Source organism: Stappia sp. TSB10GB4, assembly GCF_900185745.1.
In the GTDB taxonomy this organism is placed as follows: domain Bacteria; phylum Pseudomonadota; class Alphaproteobacteria; order Rhizobiales; family Stappiaceae; genus Stappia.
Map to the genome: position 1 here is coordinate 15,973 of NZ_FYAV01000082.1, position 24,304 is coordinate 40,276.

Below are 24,304 nucleotides of genomic sequence, written 5' to 3' on the forward strand. Positions count from 1 at the left end.
CATGCGCCTCGTCCTTGCCCTGCTGCTGCCGGCGGCCACGACCTGCTTCATCCTCGGCCTGACCCTGCCGCTGATCGAGCTGGAGCGCTTCTATTTCCTCACCGACCGACCGGCGCTGCTGGCTCTCGTTTCCGGCCTGTGGCGCGACGGCGAGACGCTGCTCGCGGTCGTGGTGGGCCTGTTCTCCATCGCCTTTCCGGCGGTCAAGATCCTCGCCCTGCATGTGGCGGCGGTGGCCGGCCGCTCGGGGATCGGCCACGCCTTGATGCATGCGCTCGGCAAGTGGTCGATGATGGACGTGATGCTGGTGGCGCTCGTCGTCTTCGCCGCCAAGACCAGCGGCCTTGCCTCGGCGATCACCCTGCCCGGCCTGTGGTTCTATGCGGCGGCGACGCTGACGACCGCTCTCGCCGCGGCCATCCTTGCCCGCAGCCGCTGAGCGCAGGGATCAGGAAAGCGGTGCCCCGTTCGGCCGATGGCTGCGCGGCTGCGCCATGCCGCCCCCCGCGCCGCCCCCCGCACCGATGCCCGCCTCCACGGCCGGCTTCGAGCGGCGATAGGCATCGAGCCAGCGCATCGCCTGGGTCTCGGGAATGCCGAGGTGGCGGCAGCGCAGATGCGCCAGCGCCAGGAACACCTGGTCGGAGGTTGCCGCGACCCGGCACAGGCCGATGAGTTCGTCGATGCCGGCCTGGAACACCGCCCGCTGCACCGCGCCGACGCTCTCGCGCGTGCGGCGCGACAGCAGGTCGAAGGCATCGCCCTGCCGCCCCTCGGCCAGCAGCACCAGCACGATCGAGCCGAAGCTGTAGGTGCCGTCCTGCACCAGCCGCCAGGCCTCGTCGACGTCGCAGGACTCCATGAACAGGTTGTATTTCGTCCGCAGTTCCTCGCTGTCCAGATCCGGCGCCGACAGTTCGCGCGGATCGGCGCCGCTGAGGATCGCCTCGAGACGCGCCCGGGTCGGGGCGTTGACATGCGGCAGTAGCCACTCGCAGATCAGCGGCGTCAGATCGCCGCGCACTGCGACGCTCTCCCGCAGGCGGGTGTCGGACAGCGCCCGCTTGGCCAGCGTCCGCAGCGCCCAGTCCGACAGGCCGCTGCGCCGGTTCTCCGCCACCGCTCGCCACACCCGGGTCGGCCCGCGCTCGACCAGCGCGTCGGACACCCGGCAGGGCAGATCGGCACGGCGGGCCATCGCCAGCAGATGGCTTTCCGGCATCCGCCGGGCGATCTTGACCAGGTCGGTCTCGGTCAGCGCCGGACTGAGCTCAAGCATCGGCGAGGCGACCAGGATCTCGTCCGTCGCCAGCCGGTAGGCGATCGGATGCGGCGTCTGGCTCCAGGGCGCCATCCGCTTCGACAGATGCGCCCGGTCCTTCAACCCCGCCTCGTCGAGCAGCTTCATGATGATATCGCAGAAGAGCCGCAGTTCCTCGTCGCTGTGCTCGCCGACCCGCTCCAGAAAAAGGTCCGCCACGCGCTGCAGCAACCTGCGGCGCGCCTCGCGAGTCGTGGTGCGAGCGAGCTTCAACAGTTCGTTGAGCATCCGGTTTCCTTCCGCGGCCCCTTGAGCCTGACACGGGACGGTTACCAATCCCTTGTCGGTCGAGGCGCGCTTTCGAGCGATCCGGTCGTTTCCGGCCGGCCTCGCCCCATCCGGCCACCCCTGCCGCCACCCCTGCCGCGCCGATTGCCGCCGGCTGCCCTCGCACTGCGGATCGACTGGTTGATTTCACTCTGATATATCACTAGTCGAGTAGTCGGGGCGATACGTTGCCCGAAACTCGCCTGCCAACCCCCCGACGCGCTGGAGATACCCATGCCGAACGGTCATCACCTTGTCGCCGGCGACTGGATCGCCGGAACGGGTGCGTTTCACGCCCTCGACCCCGCAACCGGCGAGCAGCTCGCCCCGGCCTTCGCGGAAGCCGACGCGGCTCTTGTCGACCGCGCCGCCCGCGCCGCCGAGGCCGCCTTTGCCGACTATGCCGCCCGTCCTATCGCGGAACGCGCCGCCTTCCTGCGCCGCATCGCCCGCGAAATGGAGATCGACGGCCCCGCCATCGTCGCCCGCGCCATGCGCGAGAGCGGCCTGCCGGAAGCTCGCCTGACCGGCGAACTCGGCCGCACCACCGGCCAGTTGCGCTTCTTCGCCGACTGGATCGAGGCCGGCCACTGCTTCGACGCCCGCATCGACACGGCGCAGCCGGACCGCACGCCGCTGCCGCGTCCCGAGATCCGCTCGATCCTGCGCCCGCTCGGCCCCGTCGCCGTCTTCGGCGCCTCCAATTTCCCCCTCGCCTTCTCGACCACCGGCGGCGACACCGCCTCGGCGCTCGCCGCCGGCTGCCCGGTCGTGGTCAAGGGCCATCCCGCCCATCCCGGCACCGCCGAGCTGGTCGCCCGCGCCGTCGCCGCCGCGATCCGCGCCTGCAACATGCCGGCCGGCACCTTCTCGCTGCTGCAGGGCGCGGGCCATGCCTCGGGCGCAGCTCTCGCCGCCCATCCGCTGATCACCGCCGTCGGCTTCACCGGGTCGCTGCGCGGCGGCCGGGCGCTGTTCGACATCGCCGTCTCGCGGCCGCAGCCGATCCCCTTCTATGGCGAACTCGGCTCGATCAACCCGGTCTTCGCCCTGCCGGCGGCGCTCGCCGCACGCGCGGCGACGCTCGGCGCAGACTGGGCCCGCTCGCTGACGCTCGGCACCGGCCAGTTCTGCACCAATCCCGGCGTCGTGGTGGCGCTGGAGAGCGAAGGGCTGGAGGCGTTCCTGTCCGCCGCCGACGCGGTGCTTGCCGACATGCCGGCGCAGGCCATGCTGACCCCCGCCATTGCCGGCGCCTATCGCCGCGCCGTCGGCACCCGGGCGCAGGATGCGGCGCTGTCGGCACGGGTCTCAGCCGCGCCGGCCGGCAAAGGTCCGGGCGCCTGTCACGTCACGCCGGCCGTGTTCGAGACGACGGCCAAAGCCTTCCTTGCCTCGCACGCCCTGCAGGAAGAGGTCTTCGGCCCGGCGGCCGTCGTCGTGCGCTGCCGCAGCGAGGACGAGCGCCTCGCGGTCGCTGCCGCCCTTGAAGGCCAGCTCACCGCCACCTTGCTGCTGGAGACGGCGGACGAGGCCGACATGGCGATCGCCCGCAAGCTGGTTCCCGTGCTGGAGCGCAAGGCCGGCCGCCTGCTCGCCAACGGCTTTTCCACCGGCGTCGAGGTCTGCCATGCGATGATGCATGGCGGCCCCTATCCCGCCTCCACCGACACCCGCTCGACCTCGGTCGGATCGCGCGCGATCCTCAGATTCCTGCGCCCCGTCGCCTATCAGAACCTGCCGGCGGCGCTGCTTCCCGAAGGCATCGGCGAGGATGCCGCAGGACCCCGTCTGGTTGACGGCACGCCCCTATCGGGTAGGAGTTAAGGGAACCCTCCGGGAGGAGGCGGCCATTCCTGCCGCCTCCGCCACCGCTCGCCATGCGGTCCCGTCCTCATCTTCCGGGCGAGGCAGGGACGCCGGCGCGGCACAAGAAGGAAGCCGCATGCCCTTCCACGGACGCCTGACCCGTCTCCTCGCCCTCCTGTTCGCCGCCGTTCTGCTGCTCTCGGCCGCCCATGTCGGACCGGGCTTCGCCCAGACTGGCCAGCAATCCGGCCAGCAGCCGGGCGGCGCCGCGACAGGTCAGACGACAGGTCAGGCGGGCAGCCAGGCGGACGGCGCAGGGGACGCGGACCCGCAGGCCGGCGCCCGCCAGGACGCGGAAGCCTTGATCCGCCTGCTGCAGGATCCGGGCGCCCGCGACGCGCTGATCGACTATCTGCGAAACGCCCCGCCGACCGCAGGCACGACGCCGCCGCCGGCAGCGCGCCCCGCCGCGGCAACCGACACGGCAACCAACACGGCGGCAGCGGCGGAGGCTGAGGAGGCTCCGGCGGCGGAGTTTCCGCGCCAGCCGACCCATATTGCGCTGCGCATCGCCGCCGCGACCCAGAACGTGCTCGGCGAGGGCATGGTCTATGTGCAGCGGATCACCCGCTCCTTCACCTCGCTGCCGACCGCGCTCGCCTATAGCGCCGGCGCCAACTGGGAGCGTGTCCAGAGCATCGTGCTGCGGCTGGCCGTGCTCGCCTTCGCCGTGTTCGCGATCGTCTCGCTGCTGCACCGGCTCGCCGACCGGCTGTTTGCCCGGCTGATCGGCGACGGCAGCTCGGTCACGGTGCTGCGGCGCGTCGTGCTGCTGGTTCTCCATCTCGTGGCGGAGGCGATCGTCGTCGCCATCGCGCTCGGCGCCGGCTATGCGATCGCCCTTTATGCCGGCGACACGAGGGGCCGCGTCGAACTGGTGGAATCGCTGTTCCTCAACGCCTTCTTCTTCACCCAGGTGGCGAAGGTGCTGACCCGCTTCGCCCTCAGCCCGGAATTCAGCATCCTGCGCCTCGTCCCGCTCGACGACGAACAGGCTCTGTACTGGCGGCGCTGGCTCTTCGTCATCTACAACCTGCTCGGCTACGGGACGATGGTGGCGGTGCCGCTGGTCGCCAGCAACATCTCCTTCCTGCTCGCCGATTCGCTGCGGATGATAATCGTGCTGGCCAGCGTCGCCATCGCGATCGTCGCGATCCTGCGCAACCGCCAGGACACCCGCGAGCGGATCCTCGCCTATGCCGAACGCCAGTCCAACGTCGTCGCCACCGGCCTGGTGGAGGTCGCGGCCCGCATCTGGCACCTGGTCGCCATCGTCTATGTGCTGATGCTGCTCGGCGTCTGGCTGTCCCGCCCGTTCGACGCCGTCACCTTCATGGTCCGCGCCACTGGCCTGTCGGTGCTGACGGTGATGGTCGGCACCATCGTCTCGCTGGCGCTGACCCGGACCATCGCCGGCGGCGTGCACCTGCCGCAGAACATCCACGAGCGGCTGCCGATGCTGGAGCGGCGGCTCAACACCTTCGTGCCGAGGGTGCTCTCGCTGGTCCGCCTCGCCGTCTTCGTCGGCGTCGTGCTCGGCATCCTGCACGCCTGGGGCACGGTCGACGCCCTGTCCTGGTTCCACTCCAGCGACGGCCAGGACCTGGTCAGCCGGCTGGCCTCCGCCGGCATCATCCTCGGCATCGGCTTCCTGATCTGGCTCGCCGTGATGTCCTGGGTGGACCTGCGCCTCAATCCGCGCGGCCGGTTGCCGACCTCGCGCGAGAAGACGCTGTTCAACCTGTTCCGCAACGCCTTCTCGATCCTGCTGCTGGTGATGATCGCGCTGCTCACCCTGTCGGAGATCGGCGTCAATATCGGCCCGCTGATCGCCGGTGCCGGCGTCTTCGGCCTTGCCATCTCCTTTGGCTCGCAGAAGCTGGTGCAGGACATCATCACCGGCGCCTTCATCCAGTTCGAGAACGCCATGAACGAGGGCGACGTCGTCACGTTGGGCGGCGTCACCGGCACGGTGGAGAAGCTGACGATCCGCTCGGTGCGCCTGCGCGACATCGACGGGGCCGCCCACATGATCCCCTTCTCCACCGTCGACCGGGTGGCGAACTTCATGCGCGGCTGGGCCTATCACGTGGCGGCGATCGGCGTTGCCTATGACAGCGACCTGACCGAGGTGAAGCTGGCGATGCATGCCGCCTTCGACCGACTGATGCAGACCGACTTCAAGGCCGAGATCCTCGAACCGCTGGAGATGCACGGCATCACCACCTTCGGCGACAGCGCCATCACCGTGCGCGCCCGCATCAAGACCCGCCCCGGCTCGCAATGGTCGGTCGGCCGCGCCTATAACGAGCATATCAAGGCGGTGTTCGACGAGCGCGGCATCGAGATCCCCTTCCCGCAGGTCACCTATCACATGGCCGACAGGGCCCCGGCGGTCGAAGAGGGCAGCCTCGCCACGGCCGCGGCGCCGGTGCAGGCGGCACCACCGGCCGCCGACACGCCAGTTCCGGCAGAGGCCGGTGCGAGACCCAAACCAGCCCGCCGGCGGCGGCGCAAGAAGCCTCAGGACGTGCCGTCCGAGGACGATGTGTGACGGGCCGTGGCTCTGCGCGCTCCCTCGACCGCCGCATGGAGCCGGCAACGGGCCGGCAGCGATGATCAGCGCAGCAATGACCGGGTTGTGGTTTCGCCCTGTACGTGAGCGTTGCGGTTACCGTTAGGTGACGCAAAGTAAACGCAGCCTTGCCGCCGGCGCGGGAGAGCCTTCCGGCAGGCGGCTTTTGCCGGATTTTTCTTCCCCAGTTTGATGAAAATAGAAACCATCATTCTGTTGTAAGCCTGTGCGGGCGCCATTAATGTGCCCTCAAGGCCGTCCCGCAGGAAAACAGACTTCCCCAAGGGAAGATAAATCGGGGCGCGCCGAACCTTTAACTGGGAGAGTATCCATGATCATCCGCCGCAGCATGAAGGCCGCCCTTCTGGGCGTCAGCCTCGCCCTGTTCGCGACCGGCGCCGCCTCCGCCAAGAACCTCGTCTATTGCTCGGAAGGGTCGCCGGAGGGCTTCGATGCCGCCCTCTTCACCGCCGGAACCACCTTCGACGCCTCCGCCAAGCCGATCTACAACCGGCTGGTCGAGTTCAAGCGCGGCACCACCGAGATCCTGCCGGGCCTCGCCGAGAGCTGGTCAGTCTCCGATGACGGCCTGGAATACACCTTCACCCTGCGCCAGGGCGTGAAGTTCCACACGACACCGTATTTCACGCCGACCCGCGACTTCAACGCCGACGACGTGATCTTCTCCTTCCAGCGTCAGGGCGACAAGAACCACCCGTGGAACGCCTATACTGCCGGCGCCTCCTGGGAATATTTCGACAGCATGTCGATGCCCGATCTCATCAAGGAGATCGTCAAGGTCGACGATCATACGGTGAAGTTCGTGCTCAGCCGGCCGGAAGCGCCGATGATCGCCAATCTCGCCATGGACTTCGCCTCGATCCTGTCGGCTGAATATGCCGACAAGCTCGCCGCCGACGGCAAGATGGAGATGATGAACCAGGAGCCGGTCGGCACGGGTCCGTTCTCCTTCGTCGGCTACCAGAAGGACGCGGTCATCCGCTACCAGGCCTTCGCCGACTACTGGGGCGGCAAGCAGCCGATCGACAACCTGATCTTCGCGATCACGCCTGACGCCTCTGTGCGCCTGCAGAAGCTGAAGGCCGGCGAGTGCCACGTGATGCCCTATCCGGCACCGGCCGATCTCGCCGACATCAAGGCCGACGCCAATCTGAACCTGATGGAGCAGGAAGGCCTCAACGTCGGTTATCTCGGCTACAACACCCGGATCGCCCCCTTCGACAATGCCAAGGTCCGCAAGGCCCTCAACATGGCGATCAACAAGCAGGCGATCCTCGACGCGGTGTTCCAGGGCGCCGGCCAGGCGGCCAAGAACCCGATCCCGCCGACCATGTGGTCCTATAACGAGGCCATCGTCGACGATCCCTACGATCCGGAAACCGCCAAGAAGATGCTCGAGGAAGCCGGCGTCTCAGGTCTCAAGATGAAGGTCTGGGCGATGCCGGTGCAGCGCCCGTACAACCCGAACGCCCGCCGCATGGCCGAACTGATCCAGGCCGACTTCGCCGAGGTCGGCGTCGAGGTCGAGATCGTCTCCTTTGAGTGGGGCGAGTACCTGAAGCGCTCGACCGAGCTCGACCGCGACGGTGCCATCCTGCTCGGCTGGACCGGCGACAACGGCGATCCGGACAACTTCCTCGCCGTGCTGCTCGGCTGCGACAGCGTCGGCAGCGCCAACCGCGCCCAGTGGTGCGACAGGACCTTCGACGATCTGATCCAGAAGGCCAAGGTCACCGCGGACAAGGAAGAGCGCACCAAGCTCTACGAACAGGCGCAGGTCGTGTTCAAGGAGCAGGCGCCGTGGGCCACCATCGCCCATTCGGTCGTGTTCATGCCGATGTCGGCCAAGGTGTCCGGCTATGTCATGGACCCGCTCGGCGGCCATTGGTTTGACGGCGTCGACATCGCCGAGTAAACCGCGCGCGCCGCGGTCTCTCCGCTCCGGCTGCAAGGTCCGGGGTGGAGATGCCCGGCCAACGCCATCCCGCACCGGCCCGGATCTCTTCCGGGGCCAGTGCGGTCGTTTTGGACACGTCCGATGATCCGCTTCCTGTTCGCACGCCTGGCGCTGCTCGTCCCGACCTTCATCGGTGTGACGATCATCGCCTTCGGCTTCATCCGCCTGCTGCCCGGCGATCCGGTGCTGCTGCTCGCCGGCGAGCGCGGCCTCAGCCCCGAACGCTACGCCCAGTTGATGGAGCAGTTCGGCTTTTCCAAGCCCGTCTGGCAGCAATATCTCGACTATCTCGCCGGCGTTCTCACCGGCGATCTCGGCAACTCCATCGTCACCAAGAAGCCGGTCTTCGACGAATTCATGGCGCTGTTCCCGGCGACCGTCGAACTGGCGATCTGCGCGATCATCATCGCGGTGGCGCTCGGCATCCCCGCCGGCATCCTCGCCGCCGTGCGCCGCGGCTCGGTCACCGACCAGGCGATCATGGGCACCGCGCTGGTCGGCTATTCCATGCCGATCTTCTGGTGGGGCCTGCTGCTGATCATCCTGTTCTCCGGCATCCTGCAATGGACGCCGGTCTCGGGCCGCATCTCGCTGATGTACTTCTTCCCGCAGGTCACCGGCTTCATGCTGATCGACAGCCTGCTGTCCGGACAGAAGGGCGCCTTCCAGTCGGCGGTCAGCCACCTGATCCTGCCCTCCCTGGTGCTGGCGACGATCCCGCTCGCCGTGATCGCCCGCCAGACCCGCTCGGCGATGCTGGAAGTGCTGGGCGAGGACTATGTCCGCACCGCAAGAGCCAAGGGCCTGGCGCCGCTGCGCGTCATCGGCCTGCACGCGCTCAGAAACGCCATGATCCCGGTGATCACCACCATCGGCCTGCAGGTGGGCGTGCTGCTCGCCGGCGCCATCCTCACCGAGACGATCTTCTCCTGGCCGGGCATCGGCAAGTGGATGATCGACAGCATCTCCCGCCGCGACTATCCCGTAGTCCAGGGCGGCCTGCTGATGATCGCGCTGATCGTGATGATCGTGAACCTGACGGTCGACATGCTCTACGGGCTTGTCAATCCGCGCATCCGTCACACCTGAGCCGGGGCCGACCATGACCGACACACCCGTTTCCACCGCCGCCGTCGAGGCGGAAAGCCGCAACGCCACCCGCAAGATGCTGGCGGAGTTCTGGTTCTACTTCTCGCGCAACCGCGGTGCCGTCGCCGGCCTCGTCGTCTTCGGCGCCCTGGTGCTGGTCGCGCTCGCGGCCCCGCTGGTCGCCCCGCACCATCCGGACATGCAGTATCGCGACAGCTTCCTGACCCCGCCGGCCTGGGCGCAAGGGGGCAAGGCCGCCTTCCTGCTCGGCACCGACGCCGTCGGCCGCGACATCCTCTCCCGCCTGATCTTCGGCGCCCGCTTCTCGCTGTTCATCGGCCTGGTGGTGGTCACGATCGCGCTCACCGGCGGCATCGTGCTCGGCCTCGTCGCCGGCTATTTCCGCGGCTGGGTCGACACCGTGATCATGCGGGTGATGGACGTGATCCTCGCCTTCCCCTCGCTGCTGCTGGCGCTGGTGCTGGTCGCCGTGCTCGGGCCCGGCCTTGGCAATGCGATGATCGCCATCGCCATCGTGCTGCAGCCGCATTTCGTCCGCCTGACCCGCGCCGCCGTGCTGGCCGAGCGCAGCCGCGACTATGTGGTGGCCGCAAGGCTGGCCGGGGCCGGCAACCTGCGGCTGATGTTCAAGACGATCCTGCCGAACTGCCTGGCGCCCTTGATCGTGCAGGCAACCCTGTCCTTCTCCAACGCCATTCTCGACGCGGCTGCCCTCGGCTTCCTCGGCATGGGCGCGCAGCCGCCGACCCCCGAATGGGGCACGATGCTGGCGGAAGCGCGCGAGTTCATCCTGCGCGCCTGGTGGGTGGTCACCTTCCCCGGCCTTGCGATCCTGATCACCGTGCTCGCCATTAATCTGGTCGGCGACGGCTTGCGCGATGCCCTCGATCCGAAGCTGAAGCGGAGCTGACCCGATGAGCCTGCTCGAAATCCGCAATCTCAGCGTCGAGTTCGACACCGCCAGCGGCCCGTTCCGCGCGCTTGCCGGCGTCGACTACACGGTCGAGGCCGGGGAGGTGCTCGCCATCGTCGGCGAGAGCGGCTCCGGCAAGTCGGTCGCCATGCTGGCCGTGATGGGACTGCTGCCCGACACCGCGACGGTCACCGCCGAGCGCATGTCCTTCGAGGGCACCGACCTCAGGTCCCTCTCGGCGGCGCAGCGGCGCAAGGTCATCGGCAAGGACATCGCGATGATCTTCCAGGAGCCGATCGCCAGCCTCAACCCCTGCTTCACCGTCGGCTTCCAGCTCGACGAGGCGCTGAAGACCCACACGAGCCTCAACCGCCGGCAGCGCCGCGACCGGGTGATCGAACTGCTCACCGCCGTCGGCATTCCCGAGCCGGAGCGCCGGATCGGCGCCTTCCCGCACCAGATGTCAGGCGGCCAGTGCCAGCGGGTGATGATCGCCATCGCCACCGCCTGCAATCCCAAGCTGCTGATCGCCGACGAGCCGACCACGGCGCTCGACGTCACCATCCAGAAGCAGATCCTCGACCTCTTGACCCGCCTGCAGCGCGACCACGGCATGGGGCTGATCATGATCACCCACGACATGGGCGTCGTCGCCGAGACCGCCGACCGGGTCGTCGTCCAGTACCAGGGCCGGCAGATGGAGACCGCCGACGTGCTCACCCTGTTCGAGAACCCCAGCCATCCCTATACGCGGGCCCTGCTCTCGGCCCTGCCGGAAAACGCCACCGGCGACCGGCTGCCGACCGTCGCGGATTTCGCCAGGGACTTCGCCAGGGAAACCCAGGCCGGCCCGGATAGCGGCCGGGAGGCACGCCCATGAGCGACGTCATCCTCAAGGTCCGCGACCTCAAGCGCGACTACCAGATCGGCGGCGGCCTGTTCTCCGCGCCGCGCCTGCTGCATGCGGTCAAGGGTGTCAGCTTCGACGTGGAGCGGGGCACGACGCTGGCCGTGGTCGGCGAAAGCGGCTGCGGCAAGTCGACCCTCGCCCGCATGCTGACGATGATCGACGCCCCGACCTCCGGCTCCATCGAGATCGACGGCACGCCGATCGACATCACCCGCCACGGCATCACCCGGGAGATGCGCCAGGCGGTGCAGATCGTCTTCCAGAACCCCTATGGCTCGCTCAATCCGCGCCAGAAGATCGGCGCCGTGCTGGAGGAGCCGCTGCTGCTCAACACCTCGATGAGCGCGGCCGAGCGGCGCGACGCGGCGCTCGCCATGCTGGAAAAGGTCGGGCTCAAGCCGGAGCATTACGGGCGCTATCCGCACATGTTCTCCGGCGGCCAGCGCCAGCGCGTCGCCATTGCCCGCGCGATCATGCTGCGCCCGCGCCTGCTCGTGCTGGACGAGCCGGTCTCCGCGCTGGATCTCTCCGTGCAGGCGCAGATCCTCAATCTGCTGGCCGATCTGCAGGACGAATTCGGCCTCACCTATGTGTTCATCAGCCACGACCTCTCGGTCGTGCGCTACATCGCCGACAAGGTGATGGTGATGTATTTCGGCGAGGCGGTGGAATACGGCACGCGGGACGAGGTCTTCGGCAATCCGCAGCACGCCTATACGCGCACGCTCTTTGCCGCCACCCCGAAAGCCGATGTCGCCAGCATCCGGGCCCGACTGGAGAAGAAGTCGGCCGCCGCCGGCTGAACGCCGGGGCGGCCATTTCGCTCGGTTGCGGCGGCCGGATCAGCCGCCGGCCTTGGCCTTGCTGCGCGTCTCCCGCTTGGGCGCCTGCGGCGGCGGCTGGACTGCCCCGTCCGCTGCCGGCGCCTTGCGCTCGCGCACCGCGCGGATGCGTGCGGCCAGCGACTGAGCCACCGACGGGGCGACAGCATCAGGCGCGTCCGTTGCCGCAAGCACCGGCGCCAGATCCTCGTCGGTCCCGAGCGAGGCGGCAACGGAGGCGGCAAGGCCGGCAAGCTCCGCGCGCAGGGCGACGAAATCGTCATTGCCGCGCAGTTCCGCCCGCAGCCGTTCGTTCTCGGTGCGCAGCCGCGCCGCTTCCCCGGCCAGCGTCTCCTCGCCCGAAGTCCCTTCCGCCAGCACCGACAGGCGGGTGATTTCCGCCTGGGCGGCGATGAGCCGCGACTCCGTCTCGAACAGCCGGTCGTCGCGGGCGCGCAGTTCCTGCCGGCTGAGGCCGGCGCCCCGGCCCGCACCCTGCGTGCCGGACGCCTCGTCGATCCCGCCGGCCGCGGCGGCGCGCTCCTCGGCGCGCTTGAGCCGGCGCTTCAGCGAGGCGATCTCGCCCTCCAGCGCCGTCACCCTGGTCAGTTCGGAAACCTTGCCGAGCGGATCGTCGCCGCGTACCGCCACCATCGGCACCTCGACCTCCGCCACGGTCGGGGGGTGGATCGAAACAGGAGGCTGGACGTGAACGGCCTCGCCGGATCCGCCGCCCCTGTCGCCGCTGGCCTCCGCCGCCATCAGCCGCTTGAGGCTGCGTTCCAACTCGCGGATGCGTGCCTTTGCCCGCGCCAGCGCCTCGCCGCCGTCATGGATCTCGCGGCGCAGATCCTCCTCCCGCGCCATCGCCTCGGCCAGCGCCTGATCCTTCGCCCCGAATTCGGCGCGCAGGTCGCCGGCCAGCGCCTCGGCCCGGTCGCGGGCAATACGGTTCTCCGTCGCCTGCTGCCGCAACCGCTCCAGCCCCGCCTCCAGCTTGCGGTATTCGACCGCGTGGCGGGCACGCAGGCCGGCGATCTCGCCGCGCACATCCGCATGGGTCATCGGCGTCGTCGCCTCGACGGCGGCGCGCGTCAGCCGCACCGCCCGGCGCCACACGGTCGGGATCAGCGCCACCGCCAGCAGGCCGGCGAGGCAGACGCCGAGGGCCACATACATTGCCGCTTCAATCAAGACCGCTCACCACCGTTGGAGCACGGGCGCCGGACGGTTCCGGCCATGGAGGCCCCGCACCCGGACCCAGGCACCGAAACCCTGGCGCCTCGCGTGCCTCGGCCTTGCAGGCCGCGGGACATCGACGCCCCGTCACCTGCACATTTTACCATGCCTTCCTGATACAAGACGCAGGGTCGCCCGCCAAGCGCCTCGGCACGGCTCCGCTCAAAAAGGGTTCCAGGTCGGCTGGTCGGTGAACTTCAGGTAGCCGATATTGACCCCGAGCCGCGCGCCGACGCCGGCACGCACCGGCACCACATAGATGTCGTGGTTGGACAGCACCGTCATGCCGAAGCCGCCGATCAGATAGGCCGAGCCGTTGACGCCGACATAGCGGCGATAAATCGCCGACGTGTCGGGCAGATTGTAGACCAGCATCATCACCCGGGCCCCGTCGCCGCCGATGTCCCAGCCAAGCGACGGCCCCTGCCAGAACACCTTGTGGGTGCCGGCATTGCGCGTGTAGAGCTGCCCCTCGCCATAGCGCGCCCCGGCGATCAGCGCGCCGGAGCCTTCCTCCCCGAGGATATAGCCGTTGGGCTGGCCGTATTGCGCCACCGCGCGCTCCACCACCGAGGCAAGGCCGCCCGACAACTGGCCGAAGAAGCGATGGCCGGTATCGAGCAACTCGCCCTGGCTGTACTGCTCGGGCTGCTGCGCCCGCGCCTGCGGCAGGCCGGCCGCGACGAGCGCGAGAAGGCCGAACACCAGGGTGGCGGCGATCGTGCCGGCGCGGAAAGGGGAAAGTGACGTCATGATGCTCCATCCTCGATGCTCGCGCGTGCCAGCGGTTCGCTTCCGGCATCCGCGCGTTTTCCGCGGTCAACCTTTGCCGCCGCCCAAACGCCCTGTCGAACCTGCGCGGACCGCCGACAGACACCTCGTTCCGGCGACACGCGTCCAGTGACGCGTTTCCAGTGACACGTTTCCAGTGACACTGCCGCATTCGGCAAGGGCCGCCGGCCCCCGGCCGGGCTCCTCCGCGGTTGCCCTCGAACCCGGCTTGTGGGCACAGTCGTCGCCCCGGGGAACGCGGACTGATTCGATGCCAGAGTGTAGTCCAAATCGGAAAAGATTATGGTCGCCGGCCCGGCGCGGCGGACGGAGCCTGCCGGCCCTTGTCGCCGGCCTGCTGGGCGTCCTTCTGATCGCCGCCCCGGCTCCGGCCATCGACTACGCCACCGATCCGATGTCAGGCTATGCGCTCGGCGGCCACGATCCGGTCGCCTATTTCATCGACCGCGCGCCGCGCCAGGGCAGCCGGCGGCAGGAGCTGCGCTGGGACGACACCGTCTGGATGTTCGTCAACGAAGGCAATCGCGCCGCCTTCCTGAAGGATCCGCATGTCTACGCGCCGTTTCTGCGGGGCTGCGACCCGCTGGCGCTCGCCGAAGGCTTCGTCACCATCGGCAACCCGATGATCTTCGCCCTCTACAACGGCCACCTCCTGCTCTTCCATTCCGAAATCAACCGCTTCCTGTTCCTGGCCGATCCGGACAACCTGCTGGCCGCCGCCAGGGGCCATGCCCGCGCCGAAGGCTGCAGCCACTGACCGGCGGGAGACCGGCCGGAGACCGGACCGCTTGGCAGCGCGGAACGGGCGGTGTAACCCTTTCGCGAGGATCGAATCGTGCCGCGACGGCAGGCACGGCCTTGGCATCGTCCGGGACAACCAGGACGGCCGGTCAGGGACGCTGCCACTCGTCGAGGCGCATGTATCGCCAGGGGCCTCCCAGGGATATCGCCAAGGACACTTCATGACCGCCATCGACGAACTCAGCGCCCTCGACCTTGCCGCCCTGGTGGCGAGCCGCGTCTGCCACGACATCATCTCTCCGGTCGGCGCGATCACCAACGGCCTCGAAGTCCTCGACGAGGACAACAGCGAGGACATGAAGGAATTCGCGATGGACCTGATCCGCAAGAGCGCGCGTCAGGCCTCGGCCAAGCTGCAATTCGCCCGCCTTGCCTTCGGCGCCGCCGGCTCGGCCGGCGCGGAGATCGACCTTGGCGACGCTCATTCGGTTGCCGCCGGCTTCCTCGCCAACGAGAAGGCCGATCTCGACTGGCAGGTGCCCCGTCTCCTGATGGCCAAGAACCGGGTCAAGCTGCTGCTCAACCTGGTGCTGCTGGCCAACCAGTGCGTCCCGCGCGGCGGCCTGATCACCGTCACCATGGACGGCGATGCGCAGGCTCCCACCTTCCGGTTGAAAGTAACGGGATCGACAACCAAGGTTCCGGCCCTTGTTCTCGACATGACCTCCGGCAAGGAACCGGAAAGAATCGACGCCCACACCGTTCAGCCGGTCTACGCCGTCTTGCTCGCCCGTGACTCCGGTATGGCTTTAGAAGTCGTTAAGGAAGACGATGGAGTCAAGATTACTGCCACCTCCGCGGGTTAAACTGCTTCAAAAGTACCCTACGTCGTTTCAGTCTATCTTAACTGTTTGAGCCGCATTGTCTCCGTCAGGGATGGGTGGTCCGGATGCAGGATCCGGATCGTGTACCAGTAACCAGTCGGGTGAGTGTGGCCATGGACGACTTGCTTAGCGAGTTCCTTACAGAAACGAACGAGAGCCTGGATGTCGTCGACGTCGAGCTTGTGAAGTTCGAGCAGGAACCGAACAACGCGAAGATTCTCGACAATATTTTCCGTCTGGTCCACACGATCAAGGGAACCTGCGGTTTCCTCGGCCTGCCGCGCCTCGAGGCGCTGGCCCATGCCGGCGAGACATTGATGGGCAAGTTCCGTGACGGCGCCAAGGTGACGCCCGAGGCGGTCTCGCTCATCCTCTCCTCCATCGACCGCATCAAGGAGATCCTTGCCGATCTCGAGGCGGCCGGCGGAACCGAGCCCGAGGGCAGCGACGACGACCTGATCTCCGAGCTCGAGCGCATGTCGCTCGCGGCCGTGGCCGGGGGCGCCGCCGCCCAGGACGAACCCGTCGCCGAGGAAGAAGGCGTTGCCAGCGGCGGCCTCGTCGAACAGGTGCTGGAGCGTCCGCTCCGTCCCGGCGAAGTCTCCCTCGACGAGCTGGAGCGCGCCTTCCGCGAAGCCGAGGTGGAGGTCGAGCTCCCGGTTTCCGCTCCCGTGTCCGAAATCGAGGCCGATGCGGAGATGGAGGCGGAAGCCGCCGCCCCGCCGCCCCCCCGTGCCATCCGTCCCCGCGTCCGCGAGGAAGAGGCCGCCCCGCGCGAGAGCGCCGAGAAGGGCGAGAAGAAAGCCTCCGTGTCGAGCCAGTCGATCCGCGTCGCGGTCGAGACGCTCGAACACCTGATGACGATGGTCTCCGAGCTGGTCCTCACCCGCAACCAGCTTCTCGAGATCGTCCGCCGGCACGAGGATTCCGAGTTCAAGGTGCCGCTGCAGCGCCTGTCGAACGTGACCGCCGAGCTGCAGGAAGGCGTCATGAAGACGCGCATGCAGCCGATCGGCAATGCCTGGCAGAAGCTGCCGCGCATCGTCCGCGACCTGAGCCAGGAACTCGACAAGCCGATCGAACTGGAGATGATCGGCGCCGAGACCGAACTCGACCGCCAGGTCCTCGAGCTGATCAAGGATCCGCTCACCCACATGATCCGCAACTCCGCCGATCACGGGCTGGAGATGCCGGTCGACCGTCGCGCCGCCGGCAAGCCGGAAAAGGGCACGATCACCCTGTCCGCCTATCATGAGGGCGGCCATATCATCATCGAGGTCAAGGACGACGGGCGCGGCATCGATGTCGACCGCGTCAAGGCCAAGGTGCTGGAGCGCGGGCTGGCCAGCGAGGCCGAGCTCGACAAGATGACGGATCAGCAGATCCACAAGTTCATCTTCCACGCCGGCTTCTCCACGGCGCAGAACGTCACCAGCGTCTCGGGCCGCGGCGTCGGCATGGACGTGGTCCGCAACAATGTGGAGCTGATCGGCGGAACGATCGACCTGCGCTCGGTTCCGGGCCGCGGATCGAGCTTCATCATCAAGATCCCGCTGACGCTCGCCATCGTCTCGGCGCTGATCGTCGAGGCCGGCGGCGACCGCTTCGCCATCCCGCAATTGTCGGTGGTCGAGCTGGTCCGCGTGCAGTCGAACTCCGAACACCGGATCGAGCGCATCAAGGACACCCCGGTCCTGCGTCTGCGCAACAAGCTGCTGCCGCTGGTGCACATGTCCCAGTTGCTGGGCGTCGGCCCGAACAATGGCGGCCAGGAGATCGAGTCCGATACCGGCTTCATCGTCGTGATGCAGGTCGGCAGCCAGACCTTCGGCGTCGTCGTCGACGGGGTCTTCCATACCGAGGAAATCGTCGTCAAGCCGATGTCCTCCATGCTGCGCAACCTGACCATGTTCTCCGGCAACACCATCCTGGGTGACGGTGCGGTGATCATGATCATCGATCCGAACGGCGTCGCCTCCGCCATGGCCAGCCACGCGTCCAGCGTCGTCGCCGAAGGCGAGCGCAAGGAGGCCGAGGAGGCGATGACCTCCGCCCTCGACGGCCAGTCGACCGTGTCGATGCTGCTGTTCCGCGCCGGCTCGCCCGAGCCCAAGGCGGTGCCGCTGTCGCTGGTCACGCGCCTGGAGGAGTTCGAAGTCTCCAAGATCGAGCACTCCAACGGCCGCGACCTGGTCCAGTATCGCGGCGCCCTGATGCCGCTGGTCTATATCGAGGCCTCGCAGACCCGCCGCGCCGACGGAACCCAGCCGATGCTGGTCTTCTCGGATGCCGGCCGGTCCATGGGCCTCGTCGTCGACGAGATCGTCGACATCGTCGAGGACCGCCTGAACATCGAGGTCGGCTCCGACCGGCCCGGCATCCTCGGCTCGGCGGTCATCAAGGACAAGGCGACCGAGATCATCGACCTCGGCTACTACTTGCCGCAGGCCTTCGAGGACTGGTTCATGCGCAAGGAGATGGACATCTCCGCGCTGACCAAGAAGGTTCTCCTGGTCGACGACAGCGCCTTCTTCCGCAACATGCTGACGCCCGTCCTCAAGGCGGCCGGCTACGACGTCACCGCCGTCACCGGTCCGCACCAGGCCTTCGAGCTGCTGGAGAACGGCGACGCGTTCCAGGCGATCGTCAGCGACATCGAGATGCCCGAGATCAACGGCTTCGAGTTCTGCGAGGCGCTCAGGCGCGATCCGCGCTTCCGCAAGATCCCGATCCTGGCGCTGTCGGCGGTGGTCTCTCCGGCCTCCATCGAGCGCGGCCGCCAGGCCGGTTTCGACGACTATGTGGCAAAGTTCGACCGTCCGGGGCTGATCGCCTCGCTGAAGGACCTGTTCGCCGGTGAAATGGGAATTGCGGCATGAGGCACAACGACAATCTCGCAGCCGGTATCGACGATACCATCCAATACGTCACCGTCATCATCGGCGGCCAGCTCTTCGGGCTGCCGATCAGCCAGGTGCATGACGTCTTCGTTCCCGAGAGCGTGACCCGCGTGCCGCTGGCCGCTCCCGAGGTCGCCGGCGTGCTCAACCTGCGCGGCCGCATCGTCACCGCCATCGACATGCGCAAGCGGCTGCACCTGCCCGACCGCGGCGAGAACGCCCAGGTCATGGCGGTCGGCATCGAGCACAAGGGCGAAAGCTACGGGCTCGTCATCGATCAGGTCGGCGAGGTGCTGCGCCTGTCGAACGACTCCATGGAACCCAATCCGTCGAATCTCGACAAGCGCTGGGCCGAGATTTCCGGCGGCGTCCACCGCCTCGACGGCAAGCTCATGATCATCCTCGATGTCGGCCGCCTGTTCGGCGCGATGTTCGAGCCGATGGTCGCGGCCTGAAGCGGCCGTACCGGTGAACTGAAACCCGGCAATCGGGAGACCAAGAAATGAAACACTGTCTCGTCGTCGACGATTCCAGCGTCATCCGCAAGGTCGCACGCCGCATCCTGGAGGACCTGTCCTTCGAGATCTCGGAGGCGGAGGACGGACTGAAGGCGCTGGAGGCCTGCCGCAAGCGCATGCCGGATGCCATCCTGCTCGACTGGAACATGCCGGAAATGGACGGCCTGGAGTTCCTGCTGGCCCTGCGCAAGGAATATGGCGGAGAAAAGCCCGTCGTCGTGTTCTGCACGACGGAGAACGACGTCGCGCATATCACCCGGGCCATGCGGGCAGGCGCGAACGAGTACATCATGAAGCCGTTCGACAAGGACATCGTGGAAGCGAAATTCCACGAGGCCGGGCTGCTGTAACCCTTTTCAAGGGCAAACCACATGAACGTCAGTTCTTCAGCGCCGGCCCCTCACCGGGACGGTGCCAAGGCGGATTGTATCCGCGTCATGGTTGTCGACGATTCCGTCGTCATTCGCGGCCTGCTCAGCCGCTGGGTCGAGGCCGACCCGGCGCTGCAGCTCGTCGGCTCGCATCGCAACGGCAAGCTGGCCGTCGACGATATCGAACGCTCCAATCCGGACGTGGTGGTCCTCGACATCGAGATGCCGGAAATGGACGGGTTGACCGCCTTGCCGCTGATGCTGCGCAAGAAGCGTGATCTCGTCGTCATCATGGCCTCCACCCTGACCCGCCGCAACGCCGAGGTCAGCCTGCGCGCCCTGTCGCTCGGGGCCCAGGATTATGTTCCGAAGCCGGAATCGACCAGCGAGGTCACCACCTCGATCGATTTCCGCCGCGAGCTGATCGACAAGGTCAAGGCTCTCGGCCAGCGCCGCCGCAATCTCGGGCCCGCCGGCGGCGGGCGCATGATGCGCGCCCAGACCGCGGCCGGACGCGCCGCGTCGCAAGCCCCGGCCGGCGCCGCTCCTGCCGGCTACAGCCGCCTTGCCGCCGGTCCCGCCGCTGCGCCCGCCGCACCGGCGATCCGCACCCGGCCCTATTCGGCGGCCCGCCCGCGCATCCTGGCCATCGGCTCCTCGACCGGCGGCCCTCAGGCGCTGCAGAAACTGCTGGCCGACATCGGCACGGCCATCCGCGAAGTGCCGGTGGTGGTGACGCAGCACATGCCGCCGACCTTCACCGCGATCCTCGCCGAACATCTCGCCAAGGCCTCGCTCCGGCCGGCGAAGGAAGCGGAGAACGGCGAGGTCCTGAAGCCCGGCCACATCTATGTCGCGCCGGGCGGCCTGCACATGACCGTCGACAAGGACGGCGGCCAGGTGCTGGCCCGGCTGAACGACGGCCCGCCGGTGAACTTCTGCAAGCCGGCGGTCGATCCCCTGTTCGACAGCGTCGCCAAGGTTTACGGCTCCGCCACCCTGGCGGTGGTGCTGACCGGCATGGGTCACGACGGCGCCGCGGGCGTGCGCACCATCGCCGCCGGCGGTGGCAGCGTCATCGCCCAGGACGAGGCGACCAGCGTGGTGTGGGGCATGCCAGGTGCGGCCGCGCAGACCGGCATGTGTTGCGAGATCCTGCCGATCTCCCGGATCGGCCCCAAGATCTCCGGATTGTTGAGTGGAGGCCCCAGGTGATTGCGTCCCAGTTCGAATATCTCAAGCAGTTCCTGAAGGCCAAGTCTGGACTGGTTCTGACCAACGAGAAGCAGTACCTGGTGGAAAGCCGCCTGCTGCCGGTCGCCCGGCGTCACGGCCATGCCGGCCTTGCCGAGCTGATCCAGGCGATGCAGAAGCCCGGTGCGATGCAGCTCTGCTCCGACGTGGTCGAGGCGATGACCACCAACGAATCCTTCTTCTTCCGCGATAGCACCCCGTTCCAGCATTTCCGCGAGGTGATGCTGCCGGCGATGCTGAAGGCGCGCGCCGACCGCCGCGCGATCCGCATCTGGTGCGCCGCCGCCTCCACCGGCCAGGAGCCCTATTCGCTCGCGATCTGCCTGAAGGAAGCGGCAGCGAAACTGGCCGGCTACCGCGTCGAGATCATCGGCACGGACCTGTCGAACGAAGTGCTGGAAAAGGCCAGGAACGGCATCTACAGCCAGTTCGAGGTGCAGCGCGGCCTGCCGATCCAGATGCTGCTGAAGTATTTCACCCAGAAGGGTGACCTGTGGCAGATCAATCCGGAACTGCGCTCCATGGTGCAGTGGCGCAAGCTGAACCTGCTGGAGAGCTTTTCCACGCTCGGCTCCTTCGACATCGTCTACTGCCGCAACGTGCTGATCTACTTCGATCAGCCGACCAAGGTGGACGTGCTGCAGCGCATCGCCAGGCAGATGCCGGCCGACGGCTATCTGGTGCTGGGTGCGGCCGAGACGGTGGTCGGCCTGACCGATGCCTTCCGTCCGGTACCGGAACTGCGCGGTCTCTACCAGCCGGCCCAGGCCGCCGGCACGCAGGGCCTCGCGGCCCGCTCGCGCTTCCAGGTCGCCGGCTGAGCCGCCGCAAACCACATTTGCACGACTACGAAACGCCGGCGCCCTCGCGTCGGCGTTTTGCATCGGCGGCAGGGACTGGAGGGAAAGGGGCAACCGGCAACGGCACGGGGCCGTATGCCGCGCACTCGAAAAGCCTTGCCCGCAGGCAGCCTGGACGCTTCGATTTTCCGGAAATGTCCTAGAGCCGGCGGCAAGTCGCTCATATCGCAAGCGCTTGCGAAAATTGGCACCCCCAAGGGGACTCGAACCCCTGTTTCCGCCGTGAGAGGGCGGCGTCCTAGACCGCTAGACGATGGGGGCGTCGGCCGGTCAGTTACGAACAGGCCGCGTCAATAGAACGCCCGCGCGCCGAATGCAAGCCCCATTTTTCGCAAAGCCTGTGGACAGTTGAAAAACCGCCATGCCGACCGCCGGTGGCCCCGGCGGCCTCCCGTCGCTCACTACTGCGCGACGAACGTGGTCTCGCCGATCAGCCGTCCGGTCGTCGCCTCCAGATGCAGCAGCTTGCTGGTCGTGCCGTCGCGCACCAGCAGGATCAGCCGATCGCCCGACAGGATCATGCTTTCCACCCGTCCGTCCTTGCCGATCGCGACGGTTGCGGCTATATCGCTGCCGTCCGCCCGCTTGCCACTTTCGGACAGCTTGTAGATGATGGCCGCGAGAACGGCCATGAAGCCGAGCACCATGACGAGGCTCGAGACGGCGAGCAGCCGCTTCAGCTTCTTCTGAACCCGTTCCATCGCCGGATCCAGCGGGGCTTCCGCGTTGCGGTCTTCGTCGTCCATTGCCGGATGTGTCATGTCTATGTCCATTGAAGAGGAAGGCGATGCCGATGGCGTCGCGATCGCAGCCCTTGCCGTTTCCCAGGAGGATGCCGGCAGCCGCCTTGATGCGTGCCTTGCCCGCCATCTGCCGGAAATCAGCCGCAGCCGCATCCAGTCGCTGATCCGTCAGGGCCGGGCGCGCGTCGACGGGCGGACCATACTGGAGCCCAAATACCGGGTCAATTCGGGCGAGGACCTGGCGCTGGAGCTTCCCGAGGCGGAAGAGGCCGAGCCGACGCCGGAGGCGATCCCGCTGACGATTGTCTACGAGGACGAGCATCTCGTCGTCGTCGACAAGCCCGCCGGCCTCGTTGTCCATCCCGGCCCCGGCAACTGGAGCGGCACGCTGGTCAACGCCCTGCTGCACCATTGCGGTGACAGCCTGTCGGGCATCGGCGGCGTCAAGCGGCCCGGCATCGTCCACCGGCTCGACAAGGACACCAGTGGCCTTCTGGTCGTCGCCAAGACCGATCTCGCCCATCAGGGCCTTGCCGCCCAGTTCGCCGACCATGGCCGCACCGGCCCGCTGGAGCGCGAATATGTCGCCCTCGTCTGGGGCGCGCCGATGCAGCTTCGCGGCACCGTCGATGCCGACCTTGCCCGATCCTCGGCCAACCGCCAGAAGATCGCGGTGACGAAATCCGGTGGCCGCCATGCCGTCACCCACTGGCAGGTGCGCGAGCGCTTCGGCCCGAAGGACGCCGCCCCTCTGGCCGCCCTGATGGCCTGCCGGCTGGAGACCGGCCGCACCCACCAGATTCGCGTGCACATGGCCCATATCGGTCATCCGCTGATCGGCGATGCCGACTACGGCGCCCATTTCCGCACCAAGTCGGCACGGCTACCGGACGAGGTCCGTGCGGTCGTCGACGCCTTTCCCCGTCAGGCCTTGCATGCCGGCCTGCTGGCCTTCGCCCATCCGGCGAGCGGGGAAACCCTGCGTTTCGAAAGCCCCCTTCCCGACGACATGGCTGCCCTGATCGTGGCAATCCGGACAATTTCCCCGGCATAATTAGCAAAGTTTTGTCCTGATATTGTCCAAATGACACCTATATTGGGAGCTTCGGCGTGCCATTCGGGCGCCGCAACCGAATGCCCTGCGATGGCGGTCGCACACTCGGCCAGGGCCGATGCGTCCCCGGAGGGATCGTGGGAGAAAGGGTGCTTTCATGGCCCAGAACATTCCGGCGCTGAGCTCCGGCGAAGGCGGGCTCAGCCGATATCTGGACGAGATCCGGCGGTTCCCGATGCTGGAGCCGCAGGAAGAATACATGCTCGCCAAGCGCTACAAGGAGCATGACGACCCGGCCGCGGCCGAGAGGCTCGTGACCTCGCATCTGCGCCTCGTCGCCAAGATCGCCATGGGCTATCGCGGCTACGGCCTGCCGATCTCCGAGGTTGTCTCGGAAGGCAATGTCGGCCTGATGCAGGCGGTCAAGCGCTTCGAGCCCGACAAGGGCTTCCGCCTCGCCACCTATGCGATGTGGTGGATCAAGGCGGCAATCCAGGAATACATCCTGCGCTCCTGGTCGCTCGTGAAGATGGGCACCACCGCCAACCAGAAGCGCCTGTTCTTCAACCTGCGCCGGCTGAAGGGCCGCATCCAGGCGCTCGACGAGGGCGACCTGCGCCCGGAGCATGTCACGGAGATCGCGACCAAGCTCGGCGTCAGCGAGGAGGAGGTCGTCTCGATGAACCGGCGGCTCGCCGGCGATGCCTCGCTCAACGCGCCGATCCGCGCGGAGGCGGACAGCGGCGAGTGGCAGGACTGGCTCGTCGACGAGAGCGACAGCCAGGAGGCGATCTTCGCCCAGCAGGAAGAACTCGACCAGCGGCGCAAGCTGCTCGGCGACGCGATGGAGGTCCTCAACGACCGCGAGCGGCGGATCTTCGAGGCCCGCCGGCTGTCCGAGGATCCGGTGACGCTGGAGGACCTGTCGAGCGAGTTCGGCGTCAGCCGCGAGCGCGTCCGCCAGATCGAGGTCCGCGCCTTCGAGAAGGTGCAAAAGGCGGTCCGCCGGGGCGCGCGCGAGCTGGAACAGCCGCAGGCACAGATCGCCGGCCCGGCCTGACGGGCACGAGCGCCTCTCGCCTCGTGCAAATCGCAGTCCCGCGCCCCCGGCGCGGGACGCGCGTTTGCCGCAAAGCGGATTCCCCTTTCAGATCCGATGCTCTAACCTTCCCGGCAGTGCCGGG

21 protein-coding genes and 1 tRNA gene are annotated in these 24,304 nt (G+C 67.6%); 17 read left to right on the forward strand and 5 right to left on the reverse strand.

Annotation, left to right across the window (positions count from 1 at the left end; all coding sequences use genetic code 11):
• Position 1: 1 nt before the first annotated feature.
• Positions 2 to 439, forward strand: a complete 438-nt coding sequence (locus TSB10GB4_RS22290; RefSeq protein ID WP_186388399.1) for a paraquat-inducible protein A — start codon at positions 2 to 4, stop codon at positions 437 to 439.
• 9 nt (positions 440 to 448) lie between these two features.
• Here the strand turns inward: TSB10GB4_RS22290 and TSB10GB4_RS22295 are convergent, their stop codons facing one another.
• Complete coding sequence (locus TSB10GB4_RS22295; RefSeq protein ID WP_186397539.1) at positions 449 to 1,549, reverse strand: DUF2336 domain-containing protein; 1,101 nt, start codon at positions 1,547 to 1,549, stop codon at positions 449 to 451.
• 273 nt (positions 1,550 to 1,822) lie between these two features.
• Here TSB10GB4_RS22295 and TSB10GB4_RS22300 point away from each other — a divergent pair, with 273 nt between their 5' ends.
• The 7 genes from TSB10GB4_RS22300 (at position 1,823) to TSB10GB4_RS22330 (ending at position 11,746) form a co-directional block, all read left to right on the forward strand.
• Complete coding sequence (locus tag TSB10GB4_RS22300; protein ID WP_186397540.1) at positions 1,823 to 3,415, forward strand: aldehyde dehydrogenase (NADP(+)); 1,593 nt, start codon at positions 1,823 to 1,825, stop codon at positions 3,413 to 3,415.
• 118 nt (positions 3,416 to 3,533) lie between these two features.
• The gene (locus TSB10GB4_RS22305) at positions 3,534 to 6,011 is read left to right on the forward strand and encodes a mechanosensitive ion channel domain-containing protein (protein ID WP_186397541.1); all 2,478 of its coding nucleotides are present in this window, start codon (positions 3,534 to 3,536) and stop codon (positions 6,009 to 6,011) included.
• 352 nt (positions 6,012 to 6,363) lie between these two features.
• On the forward strand, positions 6,364 to 7,968 hold the full coding sequence (locus tag TSB10GB4_RS22310) for an ABC transporter substrate-binding protein (RefSeq protein ID WP_305849871.1): 1,605 nt from the start codon (positions 6,364 to 6,366) through the stop codon (positions 7,966 to 7,968).
• Positions 7,969 to 8,091: 123 nt separating this feature from the next.
• Positions 8,092 to 9,099: an ABC transporter permease subunit gene (locus tag TSB10GB4_RS22315; RefSeq protein ID WP_186388403.1), complete on the forward strand. Its 1,008-nt coding sequence runs from the start codon at positions 8,092 to 8,094 to the stop codon at positions 9,097 to 9,099.
• Positions 9,100 to 9,112: 13 nt separating this feature from the next.
• Positions 9,113 to 10,030, forward strand: a complete 918-nt coding sequence (locus tag TSB10GB4_RS22320; RefSeq protein ID WP_186397542.1) for an ABC transporter permease subunit — start codon at positions 9,113 to 9,115, stop codon at positions 10,028 to 10,030.
• A 4-nt stretch (positions 10,031 to 10,034) separates the two neighbouring features.
• A complete protein-coding gene (locus TSB10GB4_RS22325; RefSeq protein WP_186397543.1) occupies positions 10,035 to 10,913 on the forward strand; it encodes an ABC transporter ATP-binding protein in 879 nt (292 codons plus the stop codon).
• Entirely contained in the window at positions 10,910 to 11,746 is an 837-nt protein-coding gene (locus TSB10GB4_RS22330) for a dipeptide ABC transporter ATP-binding protein (RefSeq protein WP_186388406.1), read from the forward strand. The genes TSB10GB4_RS22325 and TSB10GB4_RS22330 overlap by 4 nt, the downstream gene beginning before the upstream one ends.
• 39 nt (positions 11,747 to 11,785) lie before the next feature.
• Here TSB10GB4_RS22330 and TSB10GB4_RS22335 read toward each other — a convergent pair whose 3' ends face one another.
• Positions 11,786 to 12,943: a hypothetical protein gene (locus tag TSB10GB4_RS22335; RefSeq protein WP_186397544.1), complete on the reverse strand. Its 1,158-nt coding sequence runs from the start codon at positions 12,941 to 12,943 to the stop codon at positions 11,786 to 11,788.
• Between the two features lie 222 nt (positions 12,944 to 13,165).
• Complete coding sequence (locus TSB10GB4_RS22340) at positions 13,166 to 13,756, reverse strand: DUF1134 domain-containing protein (RefSeq protein ID WP_186388408.1); 591 nt, start codon at positions 13,754 to 13,756, stop codon at positions 13,166 to 13,168.
• A 289-nt stretch (positions 13,757 to 14,045) separates the two neighbouring features.
• On the opposite strand from TSB10GB4_RS22340, the gene TSB10GB4_RS22345 reads away from it, so the two are divergent.
• The 7 genes from TSB10GB4_RS22345 (at position 14,046) to TSB10GB4_RS22375 (ending at position 21,284) form a co-directional block, all read left to right on the forward strand.
• On the forward strand, positions 14,046 to 14,552 hold the full coding sequence (locus TSB10GB4_RS22345; protein ID WP_208984930.1) for a hypothetical protein: 507 nt from the start codon (positions 14,046 to 14,048) through the stop codon (positions 14,550 to 14,552).
• 205 nt (positions 14,553 to 14,757) lie between these two features.
• Complete coding sequence (gene chpT / locus TSB10GB4_RS22350) at positions 14,758 to 15,402, forward strand: histidine phosphotransferase ChpT (protein ID WP_186388409.1); 645 nt, start codon at positions 14,758 to 14,760, stop codon at positions 15,400 to 15,402.
• A 131-nt stretch (positions 15,403 to 15,533) separates the two neighbouring features.
• Entirely contained in the window at positions 15,534 to 18,299 is a 2,766-nt protein-coding gene (locus TSB10GB4_RS22355) for a chemotaxis protein CheW (protein ID WP_186388410.1), read from the forward strand.
• On the forward strand, positions 18,296 to 18,775 hold the full coding sequence (locus TSB10GB4_RS22360; RefSeq protein WP_186388411.1) for a chemotaxis protein CheW: 480 nt from the start codon (positions 18,296 to 18,298) through the stop codon (positions 18,773 to 18,775). Before TSB10GB4_RS22355 ends, TSB10GB4_RS22360 begins: the two co-directional genes overlap by 4 nt.
• A 47-nt stretch (positions 18,776 to 18,822) precedes the next feature.
• Entirely contained in the window at positions 18,823 to 19,188 is a 366-nt protein-coding gene (locus TSB10GB4_RS22365; protein ID WP_186388412.1) for a PleD family two-component system response regulator, read from the forward strand.
• A 21-nt stretch (positions 19,189 to 19,209) separates the two neighbouring features.
• Positions 19,210 to 20,424 carry a chemotaxis response regulator protein-glutamate methylesterase gene (locus TSB10GB4_RS22370; protein WP_186397545.1) on the forward strand — a complete coding sequence of 405 codons (1,215 nt, stop codon included), beginning with the start codon at positions 19,210 to 19,212 and terminating at the stop codon, positions 20,422 to 20,424.
• Entirely contained in the window at positions 20,421 to 21,284 is an 864-nt protein-coding gene (locus TSB10GB4_RS22375) for a protein-glutamate O-methyltransferase CheR (RefSeq protein WP_186397546.1), read from the forward strand. Before TSB10GB4_RS22370 ends, TSB10GB4_RS22375 begins: the two co-directional genes overlap by 4 nt.
• A 224-nt stretch (positions 21,285 to 21,508) precedes the next feature.
• Here TSB10GB4_RS22375 and TSB10GB4_RS22380 read toward each other — a convergent pair.
• Together TSB10GB4_RS22380 and TSB10GB4_RS22385 are read right to left on the reverse strand one after the other, a co-directional pair.
• Positions 21,509 to 21,584, reverse strand: a tRNA-Glu gene (locus TSB10GB4_RS22380).
• 140 nt (positions 21,585 to 21,724) lie between these two features.
• A complete protein-coding gene (locus tag TSB10GB4_RS22385) occupies positions 21,725 to 22,084 on the reverse strand; it encodes a hypothetical protein (RefSeq protein WP_186388415.1) in 360 nt (119 codons plus the stop codon).
• On the opposite strand from TSB10GB4_RS22385, the gene TSB10GB4_RS22390 reads away from it, so the two are divergent.
• Both TSB10GB4_RS22390 and rpoH read left to right on the forward strand, forming a co-directional pair.
• Entirely contained in the window at positions 22,083 to 23,120 is a 1,038-nt protein-coding gene (locus TSB10GB4_RS22390) for an RluA family pseudouridine synthase (RefSeq protein ID WP_186397547.1), read from the forward strand. The two genes, TSB10GB4_RS22385 and TSB10GB4_RS22390, sit on opposite strands and share 2 nt — an antisense overlap.
• A 157-nt stretch (positions 23,121 to 23,277) precedes the next feature.
• Positions 23,278 to 24,180 (forward strand): RNA polymerase sigma factor RpoH, encoded by a 903-nt coding sequence (gene rpoH / locus TSB10GB4_RS22395; protein ID WP_186388417.1) that lies wholly within the window; start codon positions 23,278 to 23,280, stop codon positions 24,178 to 24,180.
• Positions 24,181 to 24,304 lie beyond the last annotated feature (124 nt).